Below are 17,326 nucleotides of genomic sequence, written 5' to 3'. Positions count from 1 at the left end.
TCACGGCACGGCGACGCACCCGGTGCCGTTCCTGAGCCGCAGCTCGGACCGGACGATGTCGAGGTACCGGCACCCGTCGCGCTCGTTCGGCTCGATGACGCCACCCTCGTGCCACTCGTTCCAGGCGTACAACAGCACGAAGTTGTCCACGGCCGACGACCGCGCGGACGCGTCGATGTCGTCCCGGACGGCGCCCAGCACCCTGCGGAAACCCTCCGGCGACTGGTCCTCGTACCAGCGGAAGGCCGCGTGCAGCTTGGCCTTGGCCTCCTCAGGGCTGTCACTGGACGTCACCGGGTCCTGCGTGCTGATGCCGATCCGCGGCCGTTCGTCGAAGTCCGACGTGGCGCACCGGACCACGGCACCGGGGATGGTGCCGAACCACTCGCGCTCCCCGGCCACGTACTGCTCGTACGAGCCGGTGAACCGCCCGGGGCAGTAACTGCCGTCGACCCCGTGCTGCGGCCCCGGGAACCCGTTGTCGGTGGTCATCGTGATCATGACCTCCTCACCGAGCGTGGCCCTGGCCCGCGTCCGGACCGCGTCGGTGAACCGCCGCACCGCCGCGTCGTCGATCTCGTCGCTCTTGTCGTTCTCCGGCCGGTCGTTGACCTTGCCGATGCCCCGCACGTCGCAGAGCTGCAACATCGGCCGCCCGTCGTTGGCGCGCAGGATGTTCGGCTGGCTGAGGTAGTCGTCGACGAGGATCTCCGCGGCCCTGTCGATCTGCTCGGACGGCATCCGCAACGTCCCACCGGCACCACCGCGCCACGGGTGGATGCACGGCAGCACCGTGAACTTCATGTCACCCCGGTTCCGCGCGGCCAGGAACGCCCGCAACCCCGCCGCGTACTGCTCGTCGGCCGCGCCGGGGTTCCAGTACCAGTAGAACGCGAAGTGGTCGAGCCCCGCCCCCGTGGCCTGCTTGATGTGCCGCTCCAGCGTCTCCGGCTTCGAGTCGTCGTAGTACCCGATCGATGGCTTGAGGTGCGAGAAGTCCTCATCCGGCCAGTGCCGCACCGCCTTCGGGTTGCCGTCCCGCGCGTGTCGGACACCACCCCACCAGTCGTTCTCGAACTCCTTGCCGTAGTACCGCCCGATGCGGTCCATCATGGCCCGGTTGCCCTGCGCGTCGAACGCGCCGAAGTAGATCGCCCCAGCCCGGATCCACCGCGGGTACACGTACCCCAGAGGCCCGTCGACCTGGTCGTACCCGAGCGCCCGCATCGCCCCCAACCGCGACGCCAACGCCGGCCGCCACGAGTCGGCCGCCCCCTCCTTGTGCACCCGGTAGAGCACCTCGGTCCCCGGCTGCGGCGACACGGACAGGTGCCCGATCACCCCCTCGTACCGGAACAACGGGTCGTCCCCGGAGGTCAACTGGTCCCGCTCAGCCGCGGACGACGTGAGCATGTACGCGATCCGCCCCTGCTTGCGCAGCCGGTACAACGGCGTCGACCCCTCGAACGCCTGCCGCCGCAGGTATCCCACCCGCGCATCCGCCTGCACCTGCATGCCGTGCACTTCGGCCGCCGTCTTCGCCTCAGCCTGCGACAACGTCCAGAACAACCCCTGCTCGTGCGGCGTCGCCAACTCCAGCAAGGGCACCGGGTCGGTCACCTTGCTCTCCGGGCTGCCACTCGCGACCGCGACCGTCGGCGGGTCGTTGGAGATCGTCAACAGCAGCGAGGCCGCCAGGACGGCGACTGCCAGCAACGAGACGAGAAACCGCACGGTGCCATGATGCAGGACGACGGCGTGAAACTGGTCTCATCGGAAGTGTGATCCGAGGTTGGGGACGGCTCGGCGGCATCGTTCTTGCTGGTGGGCGGGGTTGGGTGCGTCGCTGCGGCTTCCGACCTAGGAGTGAACTCGCACCGCAGCGAGCGCTGCTGGCTGGAGATGAAGCGGTCGGTCTCGCTGTCGCGCTGCAGCGTAAGCCCTCATTCAGTTTGTATGCAAACGCCATGAGAGTTGGTGCTGAAACCCGCTGGTTGAGAGTCCTCGGGTGGCCCCTGATGGAGGTGTCGCCTGATATCGGGAAGTGCGTTTTGAGATCTCGCGTACGAGTTGCGAAGCATCCTTTGTCTCCCGGTGTCAATCTGTGTCTTCGCAGGTCAAACTTCTTGAACCCTTCTCCTGCTCACAGCGGGGATTCTGTGGGACGTGTCTTGGGCGGTGACCGTGATCATCGCGGTCGTCTGGGCCTCACTTCTCTCTTCGGGTTCGGCCACGTCCTGAGTCTCGCCTTGCGGCTTGAAGTGCCGGTGTAGGTGGCGGCGCTCATCGTGCCCGTTGTTGACCTATCAATCCGTGGGGCTCTTCTGGTGACGTGTTACCTCGCGCTGTACGGCGTGTTGGTGCAAAATCTCGGCCTCTGCATCGGTTCACCCTGTTCGTCAGCGCAGTCTCGCTTGTGCTGAACGTTGCTGAGCCGGTCCTGTCGGATCAACTACGGCAACGCGGTCAACGCCCTAGCTGCCGCGCGGAGCAAATGACGATCTCTCTCGTGCGCGCTGGGCTGACGCGCGGCAGGCCACCGTCGTCAACTGACCACCGTCACAGGTGCGAGCCGATGACGAGCTTGCCCGCGGCATGGCGTGACTCGATGAGCGCCAACACCGACTGCGTCCGCGAGCGGACAGACCTCGGTGACGTGCGGGTCGCGCCGCCCGTCGATGATCAACCCGGCCACGCGCCCGCTCCAGCCGGCGTCGGCCCGGCATCCCGCCGAACTCGGTGTCCGGCGGATCTCTGACGGACAAAGCGGGCTCACGGCCGTTCGAAGCGATCCTCCAACTCTGCACTCGAGCCCGCGTGACGGACCGAAGAGGAGGAAGGCGGCAGCGGAAATGCAGGAAGACAGCCCCGGCGAATATCGACCCGGGTCCTTGCGGTGTGCCACCAAGGACTCGAACGTCAGCCGGGTCGGTCGGGCTGGTGACGTCGGAGGATCGCAGGAGTGCTGCTGCAATCAACGGACCTCGTGATCGAACGACCGTGGAAGTGCCGAGTTCGGCAGTGAGCCAGCTCGGCACCTCCGGTGCCCGAGCGCGTCCACGGACGCCCGGCGCGACCAGAACTTCCTCCGGCAATGGCGCGTCACCCCGTGAGCTGCTCGTTCAAGATCATCCTTTAGGAGGCTTGAGCGGGGTTGCTCGCCCGGTCCTCGGCAGTAGCCGGACCTGTTCTCCCAACCGTCAGGGGCCGAGGCAAACGATTGCTGATAGCTGCGCAGACTTGCGTCGGAACCCGCAGCACATCATCTTGCGCGCTGATGTGGAATCACGGTGCTCATGTGTGCTGTCGTCGCATGGGAACCCGTGTAGCTCCACCGTGGCCCAAGTGGGTACAAGCATCGTCACTGCACTGGTAAACCAGCGGCGAGACGGTCCGGCGTGCGGATAGACTGCCCGCGCGTCATGACCGGTTCGAGTGAGTTGACGAGGCTCGGATGTCGGCCTGGCCGTGCGTCGCTCGCTGCGCGATGCCCCGTGCCAGTAGACGATCGACGACTGGCTAGGATGGCAAATGTGAACACCCGTCCACTGCCTCTTCGCACCGGGTCGCCGCGGACGCGCTCGGTCTTCGGGAGGCGATCTCGGTGGTGAATTCAGGTTCGGACCTGCTTTCGAAGCAGATCGACCTCACCTCGTTTTCATTGTCCGAGCTGCAGATCCTGCGCAAGCGGGACCTGGACGCCGCAATTGATCGGACCGTCGAGCAGGCTCTGCGCACCGAAGCGGGCGACGGCATTCAGGAACAACGGTGAGCCACGCAGGCAAACTGAGGTTTCTGAGCGTTCCGAGGCATGTGTTCAACCAGATCTGCGAAGGCCCGGTTGATGTCGAGAGCATGACGTTGCTTCGGCAGGGGCAGTACAGCATTCGCCTTCTGAGGTTGAAGACGTTGCTCGAGACGGTGCCACACAGCCACTTGGTTCCCGGTGTGGCGGAAAGCGTCGATCGGGCGTGGACGGTGCTCGCGGAGGCCGAGAGTGTCGCGCCTGCGGTGGTCGAAGATCTGTTGATGCACCCAGCTGTGGGGGTCTGGCTGGCTCGCACTCTGCGCGAGGTGTGTATAGCGCCTGAGGAAACTTCGCCGTGGGCCGAAGTCGATCGGTTGCAAGCCATCGCGGCTGCTGCGGCTGTCCGATGTAGACTGTCATGCACCGTTTCGGTTCCCGTTGTGCACGGCGCTGTCACCCTGCCGACCGTCGGTCAGTGGCGACTGGACGACCGCAACGTGTCAGCGGGACGGGCGGAGCTGCGAGTCAGCGCGGGTGAGGTGCAGTTCGCCCACGGCGTGTCCTTCCTCGAAGTGAGGCGGCACAGCGCAACGGCACAAGGCCGATCTTTGCGGATCGCGTTCGATGACGTGGACCCGCACCGGGAGTTCGACGCTCCTGTCGCGCCGAACCCGCTCGACCAGACCACCTTCGACCACTGGTGCAAGCTGCTCGATGACGCCTGGGATCTGCTGACTCGCCAGCACGGGCGATATGCCGTGGAGCTGTCCGCCGGGCTGACAACGTTGATCCCTCTGAGCGCTGAGACTCCGGTGAACGCGGCGTCCTCGACGAACGCGTTCGGTGGCATCGCGTTGTCTCCGAAAGGGTCGGCGACCGATCTCGCGGAAGCGATGGTCCACGAGATCCAGCACTCGAAGCTCAACGCACTGATGGACCTTCTTTCGCTGCACCAGGACGACGAGCACTGCCGGTTCTACGCGCCGTGGCGAGACGACCCGAGGCCGCTCAGCGGGTTGTTGCACGGGATCTACGCCTTCACCAGCGTGGTCGAGTTCTGGCATGTGCAACGAGAGCTCATGCCACCTGCGCAGGCGCGACACGGCCACTTCACCTTCGCCTACCGTTGCCGGCAGGTCCGCAAGGTGATCGACGCTGTGACTGACGCACACGGCCTCACCGAGCTCGGCAGGCAGTTCGTGGCAGCAGCCTCGGCACGGCTCGCCGCGCTGGACTCCGCCGAAGTGCCCACCGATCTTTCCGACGCGGTCACAGCGCTTCTCACCGAGCATGAGGTGACGTGGCGGCTCCACCACCTGCAGCCGGTTCCGGCGGATGTGGAAGACGTCGTGCAAGCGTGGTTTGACGGGCGGCTGTGCCCTCGCGCCGTGCGAAGTGAGGTGGTGCCCGGCTCCCAGGTATGGCCTTCTTCTCGCGCGACCCTGGTCAGGCTCAGGGTGCTGGAACCGGACTCGTTCACCCGGTACGCGGATGAGTCCACGGACGCCTTGTTCGCTCGCGGTGACCACGATGCAGCCGCCGAGGCTTACGAACGTCGCGTTCAAGCAGACCCACAGGACTACGACGCCTGGGCCGGACTCGCGTTGGCGACAGGCATGCGTGCCCTGGTCGAACAACCGGAAACGGTGCGAGCTCTGCAGCTCAGGGTATTCGCTCACACCGGCGTCCCGCCGGTTCCTCGCAAACTTGCTGCTTGGTTGTCAGTGGCCTGAGAGCTCACAGTTCCATGGTGTCCGTGTCGCAGGTCGCTCTGGTGTTCTTGCTCGCCAGAACGGTGGCGGGGTGCTCCTTGCCCAAGACCCGGAGGAAACCGTCCATCGTCCGCGCGTAGAGGACCCTGGCCCCCTCAGGTTCTCCCGCCTGCAAGAGGTCCATGGACAGGTTGAGGGCGATGGCGAGCGTCGACGGATGCTCCTCGCCCAGCACGTGGGTCGACCTCGGCAGCAGGTCCTCGTCCAGTTGTCGCGCGCCGGCGTGGTCGCCCAGGACTGCCAGGTCGCTGGCGAGGTTGGTGGCGGCCACCAAGGCGAACGGGTGGTCGGCGTTGAACGTGGCGCGTAGCCCGTCCGTAGCGAGTTCATCGAGTTCGCGAGCACGTTCCAGATCCCCTTGCAGTCGGAGGACCGATGCGAGGTTGATCGCCGCTATCAGCGTGTAAGGGTGGTGAGATCCGCGGATCTCCCGGAACCTGTCATAGCCCGTCTCGGCTGCCAGGTGTGCACCGCTCAGATCACCGACGTGGCGGAGGTCGACGGAAAGACTTGTCAACGACGTCACGGTGTCCAGGTGTCGATCGCCGTGGCGGAGGCGGTACTGGGCGACGCAGTGCTCCGACAACTCCTTCGCGCCGGCGTGGTCTCCGAGCTTGCGCAGGGTCACCGCCATGTTGCGAACCGCGCCGATGGTGTAAGGGTGATCAGCGCCGAAGAGCTCCTGTTGTCGCTGCAACGTGTCCTGCTGCAGGCGCCCCGCATCCTGGTAGGCGCCGCATTCCCGGAGGTCCATGGCAAGCGCGTTCATCGACCGGTAGGTCATCAGGTGGTCGCTGCCGAGCACGGCGTTCCGGCGTCGCCAGGTGTCCTCGTCGAGGTCGCGCGCTCGGAAGAAGTGACCCATGAGCCGGTAGCAGCTCGCCAGGTTGTTCGCGTACTGGAGCGTGGCCGGATCGTCTTCTCCCATGATCAGGCGGGACCTGTCGTACACGGTCTGCTGCAGTTCGAGTTCCTGCGCGAACATGCCCTGGGAACGCCGGTCCGCCGCAACGGTGTCCAGCATGCTCAACACCCGCTCGTCGTCCTCGCCGACCTCCTCGCGCAACGCGGCGAGGTTCCTCTCGTTGACGCGCATGGCCTCGTCGATCTTGCCGAGCCTGCGCAGCGCGATGGCGTAAAACCTGGTCAACTCGAGCGTGTCCAGGTGGGTCTCTCCGAGGTCCTCCCGCCAAACCTGCACGGCTTGCTCCGAAAAGTCCAGCGCGCCACCGTAGTCGCCGCTCGCGAGCAGGTACTGGATCAGGTTGAGAACGAGCACGCGCACCCAGGACTCGTGGCATTCCACCGCGCGAGACATCGTGGCGTGCGGCAGGAGCTCGGCGTACCTCGACCAGTTGGTCGAGTCCTCCGGGTCCGCTGGATCGCCGTGCGTGAGCAGTACGTGCACCGCGTGGCGCAGCTTCTCCTGGTCTTCCGGTGACACCTGGTTCTTCAGCACTGTCTGCACCAGCCGGTGCAACTGCAGTGTGTTGTTCCTGTGGTCGATCTTGGCAAGGCTGTACCGGCTGATCTCCCGCACGGCCCGGTTGAGCTTGATCGGGTCTCGGAAGGCCTCCGCGAGAGCCTCAGGTACGGGCGCGCTGCGCACGCCGTTGAACCACCGCCTTGAGATCGGCTCCGGACCGAAGAACGCACAGACCTGCAGGAGTTGCAACGCCGCCTTGTGCTCGTTCCTCAACCGGTTCAACGGTACGTTCCACGCGGCCGCGACCGGGAGCTGGTAGTCCGACGACGAACCGGACTCGAGCAGTTCCAGACGGTTCTGGTGAAGCAGGTCCAGGTATTCCGACACCTGCATGCCCGTCTGTGCCCGCCAGGCCGCCGCCTGCTCGATCGCCAGCGGGAGGTCACCCAACGCCTCCGCCAGCAGGTCGGCCTCTTCGTACGAGATCTGGCCCCCTCGCCGCCGGAGCAACTCAATGCTTTCCGCGCGGGTGAACAGATCCACCTCGACCGGCCGCGCCACCCCCGCCCACTCCGAGTTGCGCGAGGTGACGACCACGTGACCGGTGCCTGCGGGAAAGAACTGCCGCACCATTTCGGGCCGGTCTGCGTTGTCGAACACCAGGATCCATCGTGTGTACGGCTCGCCTTTGCGCAACGCTTCCAGCACTGCTGGAACCGCCATGTCGGCCGAGGACGCCGGCAGGTTCAGCTTCTTCGCCAGTTCCACGAAGCTCGAGGTGATCTGCGCGGGGTGCTCGGCGGAGATCCACCAGACGAGGTCGTACTCGAGAGCGTGCTGGTAGATGTACTCGACGACGGTTTGGGACTTTCCCACGCCACCCATGCCGTGCAGCGCTTCCGGCAGCACCGCGGTCGCGCCCGGTTCGAGCAGTCTCAGACGTAGCACTTCCAGCAGTTCTCTGCGACCGACGAAGTCCGGGTTGCGCAGTGGAACCGGGCCCCAGATCTGCGGGGGGCCGGACGTGTTCCGTGACCGGCCGGTTGGCTCGGACGGTTCGACGGTCGTCACGTCAGTCTCTCCGGCCATGAGCTCGGCATCTGCTCCTGCTTCCTGATCCGTGGAACCGGCGACTGACGACTCCAGGTCGATTCTGGCGGTCGTCAATCGCCTTGCACGTCGGGTGTACGGCCCGGACAGTGCTCGTAACACGGCTTCCTGCACGCGTAGATATGGCAGGTTTTCAACGGACATCACCGGTTCTTCGGCGGCATCGGGGGCTTCGAGGGCGGCGCGGAAGCCGCGCAACAGCGAGTGCGTGTCGCCTGCATGATCACTGAGCGCTCTGGCCACGCGGATGGTGTCCGCTCGCTGTGCCGTCGCGAGCAGTTCTTCCCGCACACCCTCGTGGAAGTCGTGGGTGACGTCGGTGGCGTCCAGCCCGGGGTTCGTTGCCCGCAGCCGCTTCAGCAGTCCGCCGAGCATCACTTCGGCCAGCGTGGTCAAACTCGAACCGGGCAGCAGGACTCGCTGCACCAGCGTCATCAGCGGCAGGGTCAGCGGTGTCGCCGCGAGCAGGCCGGCGAGGTGGAAGGCCTCCACTGAGGCATGGGTGCGGAAACGCAGTACTCGTTCGCGAGGTGTGTCCGGTGCAGCGCGCGAGTTCGTCGGAGCCGCTACCGCATCGTCGACAATCGAGGAAACCAGGGTTGCGGTCGTCTCGATCCACTCGCCGTCGGCGGACGTGAGCAGCTTCGCCCACCCCGCCATCCAATCTGAGGACAACCCCAGCACCGGAACGGCGACAGCGTTCGTCAACTCCTCCGCCTCGATCTCGGCACTGGACTCGACCGCCCTCACCCGGAGGGCTTTGTTCGCTGCTCCTGGTCGCCTTGCCGACAGGCGTACTCGGCGTGGCGTCAACCCGCCCCAAAGCCAGAGCCGCTGCTCCAGCACCTGCACGATCGCCACCGGCATCAATTTTCCCCACAGAGCCAGCAGTCCCGTCATCGCGCCGTTGCGCCACGCTCTGCCTATTGCGTCGGTGAGCACCAGCACGATCCGCCTGCCGGACGGGTCGATCAGATGCGACCAGTGCCAGGACTTGCCCACCGCACCATTGACCTTCAACCGCAGTTCGTTTTGTGCCGCCTGGGAGCAGTCGAGCAGGTACGACCGCACGTCGCGGAACGCGCCTTGTCGCTGCAGCAGTACCAGGAACTCACGTGCGGTCTGCTGCCACAGTTCCATGGAGGGCCCTGCATCGATCACGAGGACGACGTCGAACTGCCGCCACGGTGCCGCCCGCCATTCGGGGAGCCACAACCCGTCCTGTGCGGCCCGGACCGCCGTCTGCTCCTCGTCGAGCACCGTTCGCCACGGAGAGTCGGACGAACGCATGAACGGGCGGAGCGCGCGGCTGATTCCTCGCGCGTTGGGAAGGGCGGGAACGGTCGGCCACACCGATGGGAGAGCTTCCGCGCCTGCGGCGTGCGTCGCGGAGGACACGCCGCTGACCGAGCCGGGTCCGAGAAGAAGGTTCTCAGGGCTGGTTTCCGGTGTGTTGCGCTTGTCCTGCGCCTCTTCTTCCGCCGGGATCTCGGCCGTCATCGGATCGGGAGAGGTGGAGGCGCTGGACCGGTTCGCTGCTGCTCCCGCTTCTCCCGGCTTCAGTCTTCCGCTGAGCCAGAGCGCATCGCGCAGCTCGTGCCAGGTGAGGTCCGCGGTGGAGACCGCGTCGTCCGGGCGCTTCATTTCGCTGAACTGGTGGAGAACGATCGACATCGCACGTGCTGGGTCGACCGCGGGAGGCCTGCTGTCCGGTGGAGGTGCGTTCATCCAAGCTCCGCCGACAGGGGATGCCAGATCGCTTTCAACAGTTCGTTCCAGTCGTCATCGTGCTGGTACCGGCCGGAGGTCGCGAGCTGGGTGGCGAGATGCACGGCGTTGAGCAGCTGGTCGGAGGCGAGCCCGCCAAGCTGTGTACTTCGCTCCAGGAAGTCGGTGATCAGTCGTGCCAGGTCGACAGCTTCCACGCCGCCGAAATGCGCCGCTACCATGCTTCCGAGCTGGTCGAAGTTCGGCGGATCGACGTGCAGCGTCAGACAGCGGCGGAGGAAGGCCGGCGGGAACTCCCGCTCGCCGTTGCTCGTGATGATGACGACCGGGAACTCGCGGCAGCGCACGACACCGTCCCTGACGACGGCGGAACCGCCGCGGTCTGCCGTCAGCACGCGCACCTCTGGCTGCCGGGCGGCAAACCTCACGAGTTCGGGGATGTCGTACTCACCTTCCTCGAACACGTTGAGAAGGTCGTTGGGAAGGTCGATGTCACCTTTGTCCAGTTCGTCGATCAGCAGCACCCTCGGAAGTTCGCAGGGCAGCAACGCCGTACCGAGGGCACCGAGGTGAATGTAGTCGCCGAGGTCGGAGTCGCCGACCGCGATCGAATCCTGCTTGGCTGACGCCTGCACACGTCCGATCGCGTCGTACAGGTACAAGCCGTCCTTGAGGACTGTGCGACTGGTGATCGGCCACCTCAGCACAGGGCCGAGACCGAGTTCTCGAGAGATGAGGTAGGCGAGGGATGACTTGCCCGTACCGGGGTTGCCGGTCACCAGCAACGGCCGTCGGAGGTAGATGGCCGCGTTCACCATCGCCACCTCCCGCGGCTGGGGTCTCCGCCTGGCCGTGCGCAAGCCGCCAACCCGGCGATCTCCTTCTCCGCCGTCGTCCTCGTCAGGTCGGAAGACATCTCCTGTTCCGGTGAACCTCCGCCATGGTGGGGCCTGCGGTAACCACGCCACCGACGACGCTGACACCTGGCCGGTGCCTTGGTACACCCGCCAGTCCTCGCCGTCACGTCCGCCGGGCGACTCCGCGGGTTTCGCCGGATCGGTATTCGCGCTCACGCCACCGACATCCTTTCAGGGGGTGCCGGATCACTCGGCACCACGACTCGCACCGGATCGTCTAGAAGAATCGTCAGCTTCGACGCCACGTGGCCGGAAACTGCGCCCTGCTCGAACGCCGCTACTCTCGCCAGCCGGACCCGCTCGAGCAGGTCACGAGGATCTCCATCTGCTCCGTGCAAGAGGTTATCGACAATTCTGATGAACTCGTCGGTGTCGCACTTCTCGCGGTGCCACACGATGAGGGGGACACCTGCTCGCAGGCCTGCGGCGACTTCGTCCCGCCCGACCATCTCGGTCCGCGGCGGAGCACTGAGCACAAGAGAGACCAGCTTGGGAGTACGTGCGAAGGCAGAGGCAAGCTCGCGCAGCCCTTCGTCGTTGGAGGGCTTGCTCCACCACGCAGATTCGCGATGCACTGCACCCGTATCGATCAGCTGCGCCAGCAATTCGTCCCAGCGGTCGTGCCACCACCTGTACCACGTTCGCTTGACCATTCGGTCCAGACTGCGGACGACCACCGGATAGCGGCATCCCACAGGTTCAGGAATAAGGGACTCAGTTTCCCAGGGCCACTGGTCGACATCAAGGTTGATGATCTCGCTGGGGAGCACGAACTCGATGCGGATGTCGGGTCGATATCGGAGCCAGTCCTCCTCAGCCTTTTCGACCAGTGCGGCCACCCGCCTCTTCACTGCTGCTAGATCGCCCACCATGTCAGGCCCGCGCACTGGAGACCACTCCGCAGGACGGCCGAGTTGCCGCCAGTGGGAAAGCCGGTACGCATCACCCGATGCGCCCTCGCGCTGCACCTGAAGGATCAGATAGGCCTCGGACTTGACCTGTGGCGTGTTCTCGGTGTCCACCTCCACCGAATCGCGGCGCACCGCCACCAGTTCCGCTGACAGTCCGAGGCGTGCTGCCTGCCGGTCAACCCAGCGACGCAGTTCCGCAGCCAGTTCCGGCCGTACCCTCGCGGCAAGCTGTTCAACGAAGACCAGCGGTTTGGGAATTCCACTCGCATCGGCATTGAGCGTCTCCAGGGCTCGCAGCACTTCGACGTAGGTGGTTTGTCCCAACATCCTGGGCGCCGCCAGGCCCACCACGGTGTGGTAGATCTCAGCGATGTCCGGCAGTACGACACCCTCCAGAAGCCGGTAGAGCCTCGCGCTTTCCTCTCTCGACCAGAGTTCGGGAGCGGACATTGCCCCCACCACGTCCCGAAGTGCCGCCATGTGCTTCGAGCCTTGTTCAACTCGTTCCAGCACGAGCGCTAGTGTGGTCAACCCGCTCGGGTGGTGCCGGCAAACCTCGGCCAGGCTGTAGAGGTGCCGGGTGGGGTGTTCATGTTCCTCGAACGGTAGTTGCTCACCCAACTCGTCGCACACCATCCGCGAGATGAGGTTGCGCCCGCTTCTGTCCATCAGACAAGGAATACGCCGCAGTACTTCCACAAGTGGCCACAAGGCGCCGCGATCAACACTCTGCTCCGCCCATGGCATGTGCGGCCTCCCCGGTCGAGGTCGGTGATCGAAGTATGGCAGTGATTCGCCGACGTCACCGCAACACTTCAAGAACGCCGTACGTTACAGAGAGCCGGAAGATTCCTCCGACAACCGCCGCGCCGCTTCAGCCGAATGGCGGACAGGAATGGAGTCCTCCTCCAATTCGCTCAGAACGCGGAGGAGGTCGGCGAGTCCGTCATCGTAGTCGAGGCAAGTGCGCACGAGCGCGTACACGTGCAGCCGTGTCGCCTGGTGGTGCGGTACGGCGTTGGAGATCTGCGGGCGCAGGCGGGACAACACCAGCCGGCGACTTTGCTCGTCGCGGATGGAAGAGACCGTGAGCAGGGCATCAACAAGGTCGGTGAGTGCATCGCCCTTGCTGGGTGCTGGTGTCGGGCCGTGGAGGTGGACGTCTCCATAAATCGCTCCCGCCTGCACCAGGTAGCCGTGGACCTCTCCCGCGTTGTGGTTCGTGCACCGGGCTGGCTCGTCAGTCATCCGATCAGGCTGACACAGCCTGCGGGTGGTGTAGAAGACCGCTTCTACAGCAGTCGACCACGTGCCAGGGCTGGTGTCTGATCACCGGCCCACCGCCGTCGGATGCCGAGCAGATAGCCGGTTGACTTGCGGCATCCCAGCAGACGCACTGCGCTCCAGATCTTGGAATGACGCGACGTAAGACGTCGTCGTGTCGAGGCTCGTGCTCATATGCGTTTGCTCTATGCGGAAGTCAGTGTCGCAGGACCGCTCCGCCAGCCTTCCAGGCCTGCTCGACGAACTTCTCGCTGGCGCGCTGGGCGCGACACCGCTGCATCTGACCGACCGGCAGTTCGTCCCACGGTCAGAGGATGCTCCACGGCTGGGCATGATCGTCACCCAGTTGAGCGATCCGTCGTGTGACCTCTGCGGCCTGCGGGGTTCCCGGCGCGGACTTCCGCGCGTTCGTGGTGATCATCCTCAGCTCGCGGAGATCCCTGAAGACCTCGTAGCCGTCCCACTCCCGGACGTCACGTCCGTAGCGCTCGCAGAAGTTGTCGTACTGCTCCGGAGGGAACCCGAACCTGCGGCAGTGGACCTCGATCGTCACGAGGTCCCATTCCACGGGGCCGAACACCGCACTTTCCCAATCGCAGAGGACCGCCTGACCGCTTTCGTCCCACAACGTGTTGCGGTGCTGGGGATCGCCGTGGATGAGGCGAGGCTCGCTGAGCTCGACCTGCTGCAGCCGAGAGGTGACGTCGCTGAGATGTCGCTCCAGCCGGTTTCGCTCAGCAGCCGACACGATCGTGCTGGAGTCGATGGAGCGCCGGATCGCACCCAGGGCATCAAGTTGCGGCAGTTCGATCGGCGCTGTTGTCAGTCTGTGCAGCGAGAAGAGCGGCTCAGCGATCTCGCCGGCCGACATCTCGCGGTTCTGGGGGAGGTAAGGCCACAAGGTCACTGCGCAGCCGGTTATGTCCAGCGGCTGCTCGATGTCGAGCAGCGACAGCGTGGGAACGTGCCGCTCGGACAGCCAGCGCACCAGCCTGACGACGTTCTCGGTGTGCCGGATGTTCGGGCGCAGGACCTTCACGATCACCGGTGCCGTGACGAGCCGGTACACGGCGTTCGTCTGATGCCTGAGCAAGACCATCCCAGCCGGGTCGAGACCAGCCCGCCGGCTCGCCTCGGCCGCGACGAGCGCGGTGCGATCAGGTTCGAACGTGGATTCAGTCAGGCGTGGGAGTTCGTGGATCGCCGCCATCAGTTGTTGCTGACCGGCGCCACGAGTTCACGCAGCTCACTGACTGCGGGACGCTGCCACCGCTGTGTTGGTATGGCTTTCACGACATCGGTTGCGCGTGTCAGCACGATTCGCGTCCGGTGCTCTCCAGGAAGTTCGAGAAGCGTGTTCACCGCCAGCGCGCACGCGTCGTCGATGTCGCCGTCGGCAGCCTCGCCGACGGCCTGGTCCAGCTTGATCAGCGCCGGGTCGATGACCAGCGTCGGATCGGCACGGTAGCGGCGCAGAGCTTCCTGCTGCACCTGGCGAGCGCGGTCGAACTCGCCGAGGTAGGTCAGGGTGCCGGACAGGTACAGCAACAACCGCTTGTCGTTGAACTCGAACGCGGCGTCAGTCGATGGTGTGTCGAGCTGGTCAACCAGACGCTGGGCGGTGGCCATCGCGCGTTCGGCGCCGTCGGCGTCACCGAGCCGCGCGAGTGCGCGCCCTTCGGCGGCCGCGGCGAGAGCGGTGGCGCTGCTGACCGCACCCGCGGCGAGCGTCTGAGCTTTCTGCGCCAGGGAGACGGTGCGTTCCAGACGCCCGTAGTAGTACGGGAGCATTGCTTCCTGTGCGCGAACCTGCGCTCGCAGAAGGCCGTCGGTGGTGTCGTCGGCGGCCAGACGAGCGGTGCCGTACCAGGAGCGCGCGCGGGTGACCTGACCGAGCTTCATCAAGGCGTCCGCGTTCAACAGGCTGAGCACCGCGGTTGCCGTGGACAACCGTTCCTGCACCTTTGCGGGCTGCCGCTCGTCAGCCAGCTCGCGTACTTCGAGGAGGTCCGGCATCAGGTCGTCGAGCATCTCGGCGGGCGGGGTGTGGGTGTAGCTGTCGATCCAATCGACGATCCGTTCTTCGATCAGCTCCAGGCGTCCCATCGAACCGAGTCCTTTCGAGAGGGTGCCGTCGACGAGGCTGCGCGTCCGGTCGAGTCGTGCGAAGAGAGTGTCCTGAGTGGACGACTGGGCTGGCCAGATGACCGAGACAGCGGTCGAGTCGTCCGGGGTGGTCTGGGCGAGTACGGCGTCGAGGTCCGCAAGTGACAGGTCGAGGGCGGTAGCGAGCCTCTTGCGTTGCCTTGCCTGCGGCCTCTGGCCTGAGCGCCACCGTGCGACGGTTGAACGGTCGACCTCCAAGGCTTCGGCCAAGGAGTCGATCGTGAAACCGGCGTCCTCGCACGCTTTGATCAACGCGTCGCGTTTTGGGCTCATCGACGTCCTCCCCGTCGCCTCCACCCTACGGTAGCGGACGCGCATTATTGCAGGTCAAGCCACATATGCGTACAAGATGCGCACGGACTGCGACCGAACCGCGCACTTGATGCTCTGGTCGAATGACTCGGGTCCCACTTTCCTGGGGAGAACCATCTGGCGGTGGACAACCTGTCGCCGATGTCCATGAGAACGCACAAGGTGGGTGGCGGTCGTTGTTGTCGTGGACCTGACTCCGGCGCAGGCCACGGTTGTGGCCCGAACTGCCGCGGGCTTCGGCAGAGCGGCCACTGCCGTTGCATCGGCAACGTCACCAGGCGAGTCAGCGGTCTTGTTCAGCGAACTTCGTCGTCGACCTGACGGCCGTCTCGAATCAGCGGCACGGAAGAAAGCACAGGAGAGATGACGAAAACCGACCAGCGCAGTCTCACCGTGGCACCACACGTGACCTCGTGGTCTGCTGAACAGAACCTGCAGTGCAGCGTGGTCGTGCGCCCCGACCGCCACGGAGTCGGTTACGTGAACGAGCTGCCGGGCGACCGCGATGAGCACGGCGTTCTGTGGATGAAGGTCGCCGAGCGCCACGGTGCAGGCAAACCCGTTTTCGCGCGGGTCCATCCGGCACGGCAGCGGCGGGCGATGAAAGAACTGCGGTGTCAGGTCTGTGCCGAGCCGGCTGACCGAACGTCGGACGGTGTCCTGTGGTTGATGCGGGATCACCGGGAGACCGAGGGACCGGACTGGCCTGAAGACATGGCGTCGGTGGAACCTCCCATCTGCATTCCATGCACAGAGATCTCGTTGCAGCGCTGTCCTGCGCTTCGTCGTGGCGCTGTCGCAGTGCGGGTTCGCGAGTACAGCGTCATGGGAGTCCGTGGCACCTTGTACCGGCCCGGCGTGTTCGCGCCGCAGCCGATCAAGATCGAGCACCTCGTCTACGGTGACCCGCTGACTGGTTGGATGGTCGCGGCGTCCTCGTTCCGCCTGCTCCAGGATTGCAGCTTCGTCTCGTTCGAGGAGTTGGGCATTGCGGCAGGTCTGGGATAAACGGCAATGCCAAAGGACTTCCGGGCCACGGCGCTCGAACGCGCTATCGGGCGGAAACTCGCCGCGTGGCGCGATGCACGGCAGCTCAGCCTGACCGAGGCTGGTCGCTTGGTGGGGTTCAGCAGCGCCAAGCTTTCGATGATGGAGAACGCCATCCAGCCGTCTGCGGTCCTGGACATCATGGCGCTCGGCTACGTCTACCAGGTGCCGGCCCTGGAGTGGCAGACCGTCGTGAAGCAGGCACAGCATGCCAACCTGGTCCGCGCGGTCACCGACGATGTCGTGCTGTTCGACCCAGCCGAGGATCTTCCGGCGCTGGTGGGTGAGGCCACAGGCCTGGGTGTCCTCGCGCCGGATGCCGTGCCCTCGCTGCTCCAGATTCCCGACTACGCGCACATCGTGGTGGATGCCGACGACCCTGTCCGTGGTGGGAGGCACGCCGTGATCAGGCAAGCCTGGGCGCAACGGCTCGGCGACAGGAATCCGATCGTCGTCCGGGCGGTGTTCCCGGAGTCTGTGCTGCGGACGACCGTCGGCGGTCCCCGAGTGATGAAGGCGCAGCTGCTGCACCTGATGGAGCTGAGCGAGCTGGAGACCGTCTCGATCAAGGTCGTGCCGCGCGCTGCGGGTGCCTGCCCGGTGACGGGCGTGTCGTTCACGTTGCTCAGCTTTCCGCACCGCCAGCACAGCGACGTCGCGTACTTCGAGTCGTTCATCAAAGGCGAGTACGTCGAGGACCTGGGCTTGACGGAGAAGTGCGTTCGGCGCTTCGAAGCTCTCAGCACGCTGGCACTGGATGAGGGTGAGTCGGTGGAGCTCATCGCCGAGGCAGCGGCTGAGCTGTCCAGCTAAGAGGTCCTAACAGAATCGTTGGACGTGGCGGTAGCAGATGATGCAGGTAGCGAGGCCGAGGAAGGCTTCGTGGATGTCGTCGCGGCGTTCCC

General features: G+C 65.4%; 11 protein-coding genes. 4 read left to right on the top strand and 7 right to left on the bottom strand.

Features of this window, described 5'->3' with window-relative positions; translation table 11 throughout:
* Window positions 1-1,734, bottom strand: a complete 1,734-nt coding sequence (locus tag ACZ7CH_RS40680) for a glycoside hydrolase family 99-like domain-containing protein (protein WP_470376413.1) — start codon at window positions 1,732-1,734, stop codon at window positions 1-3.
* A 1,870-nt stretch (window positions 1,735-3,604) separates the two neighbouring features.
* Between ACZ7CH_RS40680 and ACZ7CH_RS40675 the strand changes: the two genes are divergently transcribed.
* A complete protein-coding gene (locus tag ACZ7CH_RS40675; protein ID WP_470376412.1) occupies window positions 3,605-3,772 on the top strand; it encodes a hypothetical protein in 168 nt (55 codons plus the stop codon).
* A 41-nt stretch (window positions 3,773-3,813) separates the two neighbouring features.
* Window positions 3,814-5,481: an aKG-HExxH-type peptide beta-hydroxylase gene (locus ACZ7CH_RS40670; RefSeq protein WP_470376411.1), complete on the top strand. Its 1,668-nt coding sequence runs from the start codon at window positions 3,814-3,816 to the stop codon at window positions 5,479-5,481.
* A gap of 4 nt (window positions 5,482-5,485) precedes the next feature.
* Here the strand turns inward: ACZ7CH_RS40670 and fxsT are convergent, their stop codons facing one another.
* The 6 genes from fxsT to ACZ7CH_RS40640 form a co-directional block, all read right to left on the bottom strand.
* A complete protein-coding gene (gene fxsT, locus ACZ7CH_RS40665) occupies window positions 5,486-9,730 on the bottom strand; it encodes an FxSxx-COOH system tetratricopeptide repeat protein (protein ID WP_470376410.1) in 4,245 nt (1,414 codons plus the stop codon).
* Window positions 9,731-9,780: 50 nt separating this feature from the next.
* Window positions 9,781-10,602 (bottom strand): AAA family ATPase, encoded by an 822-nt coding sequence (locus ACZ7CH_RS40660; protein WP_470376409.1) that lies wholly within the window; start codon window positions 10,600-10,602, stop codon window positions 9,781-9,783.
* Between the two features lie 251 nt (window positions 10,603-10,853).
* Window positions 10,854-12,359: a VMAP-C domain-containing protein gene (locus ACZ7CH_RS40655; RefSeq protein WP_470376408.1), complete on the bottom strand. Its 1,506-nt coding sequence runs from the start codon at window positions 12,357-12,359 to the stop codon at window positions 10,854-10,856.
* Window positions 12,360-12,443: 84 nt separating this feature from the next.
* On the bottom strand, window positions 12,444-12,860 hold the full coding sequence (locus ACZ7CH_RS40650) for an effector-associated domain 2-containing protein (protein WP_470376407.1): 417 nt from the start codon (window positions 12,858-12,860) through the stop codon (window positions 12,444-12,446).
* A 343-nt stretch (window positions 12,861-13,203) separates the two neighbouring features.
* Entirely contained in the window at window positions 13,204-14,106 is a 903-nt protein-coding gene (locus tag ACZ7CH_RS40645; protein ID WP_470376406.1) for a phosphotransferase family protein, read from the bottom strand.
* Window positions 14,106-15,335 (bottom strand): helix-turn-helix domain-containing protein, encoded by a 1,230-nt coding sequence (locus ACZ7CH_RS40640; protein WP_470376405.1) that lies wholly within the window; start codon window positions 15,333-15,335, stop codon window positions 14,106-14,108. The genes ACZ7CH_RS40645 and ACZ7CH_RS40640 overlap by 1 nt, the downstream gene beginning before the upstream one ends.
* 402 nt (window positions 15,336-15,737) lie before the next feature.
* On the opposite strand from ACZ7CH_RS40640, the gene ACZ7CH_RS40635 reads away from it, so the two are divergent.
* Both ACZ7CH_RS40635 and ACZ7CH_RS40630 read left to right on the top strand, forming a co-directional pair.
* Window positions 15,738-16,382 carry a hypothetical protein gene (locus ACZ7CH_RS40635; RefSeq protein WP_470376404.1) on the top strand — a complete coding sequence of 215 codons (645 nt, stop codon included), beginning with the start codon at window positions 15,738-15,740 and terminating at the stop codon, window positions 16,380-16,382.
* Between the two features lie 6 nt (window positions 16,383-16,388).
* A complete protein-coding gene (locus ACZ7CH_RS40630; RefSeq protein WP_470376403.1) occupies window positions 16,389-17,234 on the top strand; it encodes a helix-turn-helix domain-containing protein in 846 nt (281 codons plus the stop codon).
* The last annotated feature ends 92 nt before the right edge of the window (window positions 17,235-17,326 follow it).

It is taken from the genome of Lentzea sp. NPDC037011, assembly GCF_055607425.1.
This window is presented reverse-complemented; position numbering and strand designations above follow the sequence as displayed.

Coding starts and splice junctions, on each gene's coding strand:
- ACZ7CH_RS40660 (WP_470376409.1), bottom strand. CDS start 10,602: ATGGTGAACGCGGCCATCTACCTCCGACGGCCGTTGCTGGTGACCGGC.
- ACZ7CH_RS40645 (WP_470376406.1), bottom strand. CDS start 14,106: ATGGCGGCGATCCACGAACTCCCACGCCTGACTGAATCCACGTTCGAA.
- ACZ7CH_RS40640 (WP_470376405.1), bottom strand. CDS start 15,335: ATGAGCCCAAAACGCGACGCGTTGATCAAAGCGTGCGAGGACGCCGGT.
- ACZ7CH_RS40655 (WP_470376408.1), bottom strand. CDS start 12,359: ATGCCATGGGCGGAGCAGAGTGTTGATCGCGGCGCCTTGTGGCCACTT.
- fxsT (WP_470376410.1), bottom strand. CDS start 9,730: ATGTCGATCGTTCTCCACCAGTTCAGCGAAATGAAGCGCCCGGACGAC.
- ACZ7CH_RS40630 (WP_470376403.1), top strand. CDS start 16,389: ATGCCAAAGGACTTCCGGGCCACGGCGCTCGAACGCGCTATCGGGCGG.
- ACZ7CH_RS40635 (WP_470376404.1), top strand. CDS start 15,738: ATGACGAAAACCGACCAGCGCAGTCTCACCGTGGCACCACACGTGACC.
- ACZ7CH_RS40650 (WP_470376407.1), bottom strand. CDS start 12,860: ATGACTGACGAGCCAGCCCGGTGCACGAACCACAACGCGGGAGAGGTC.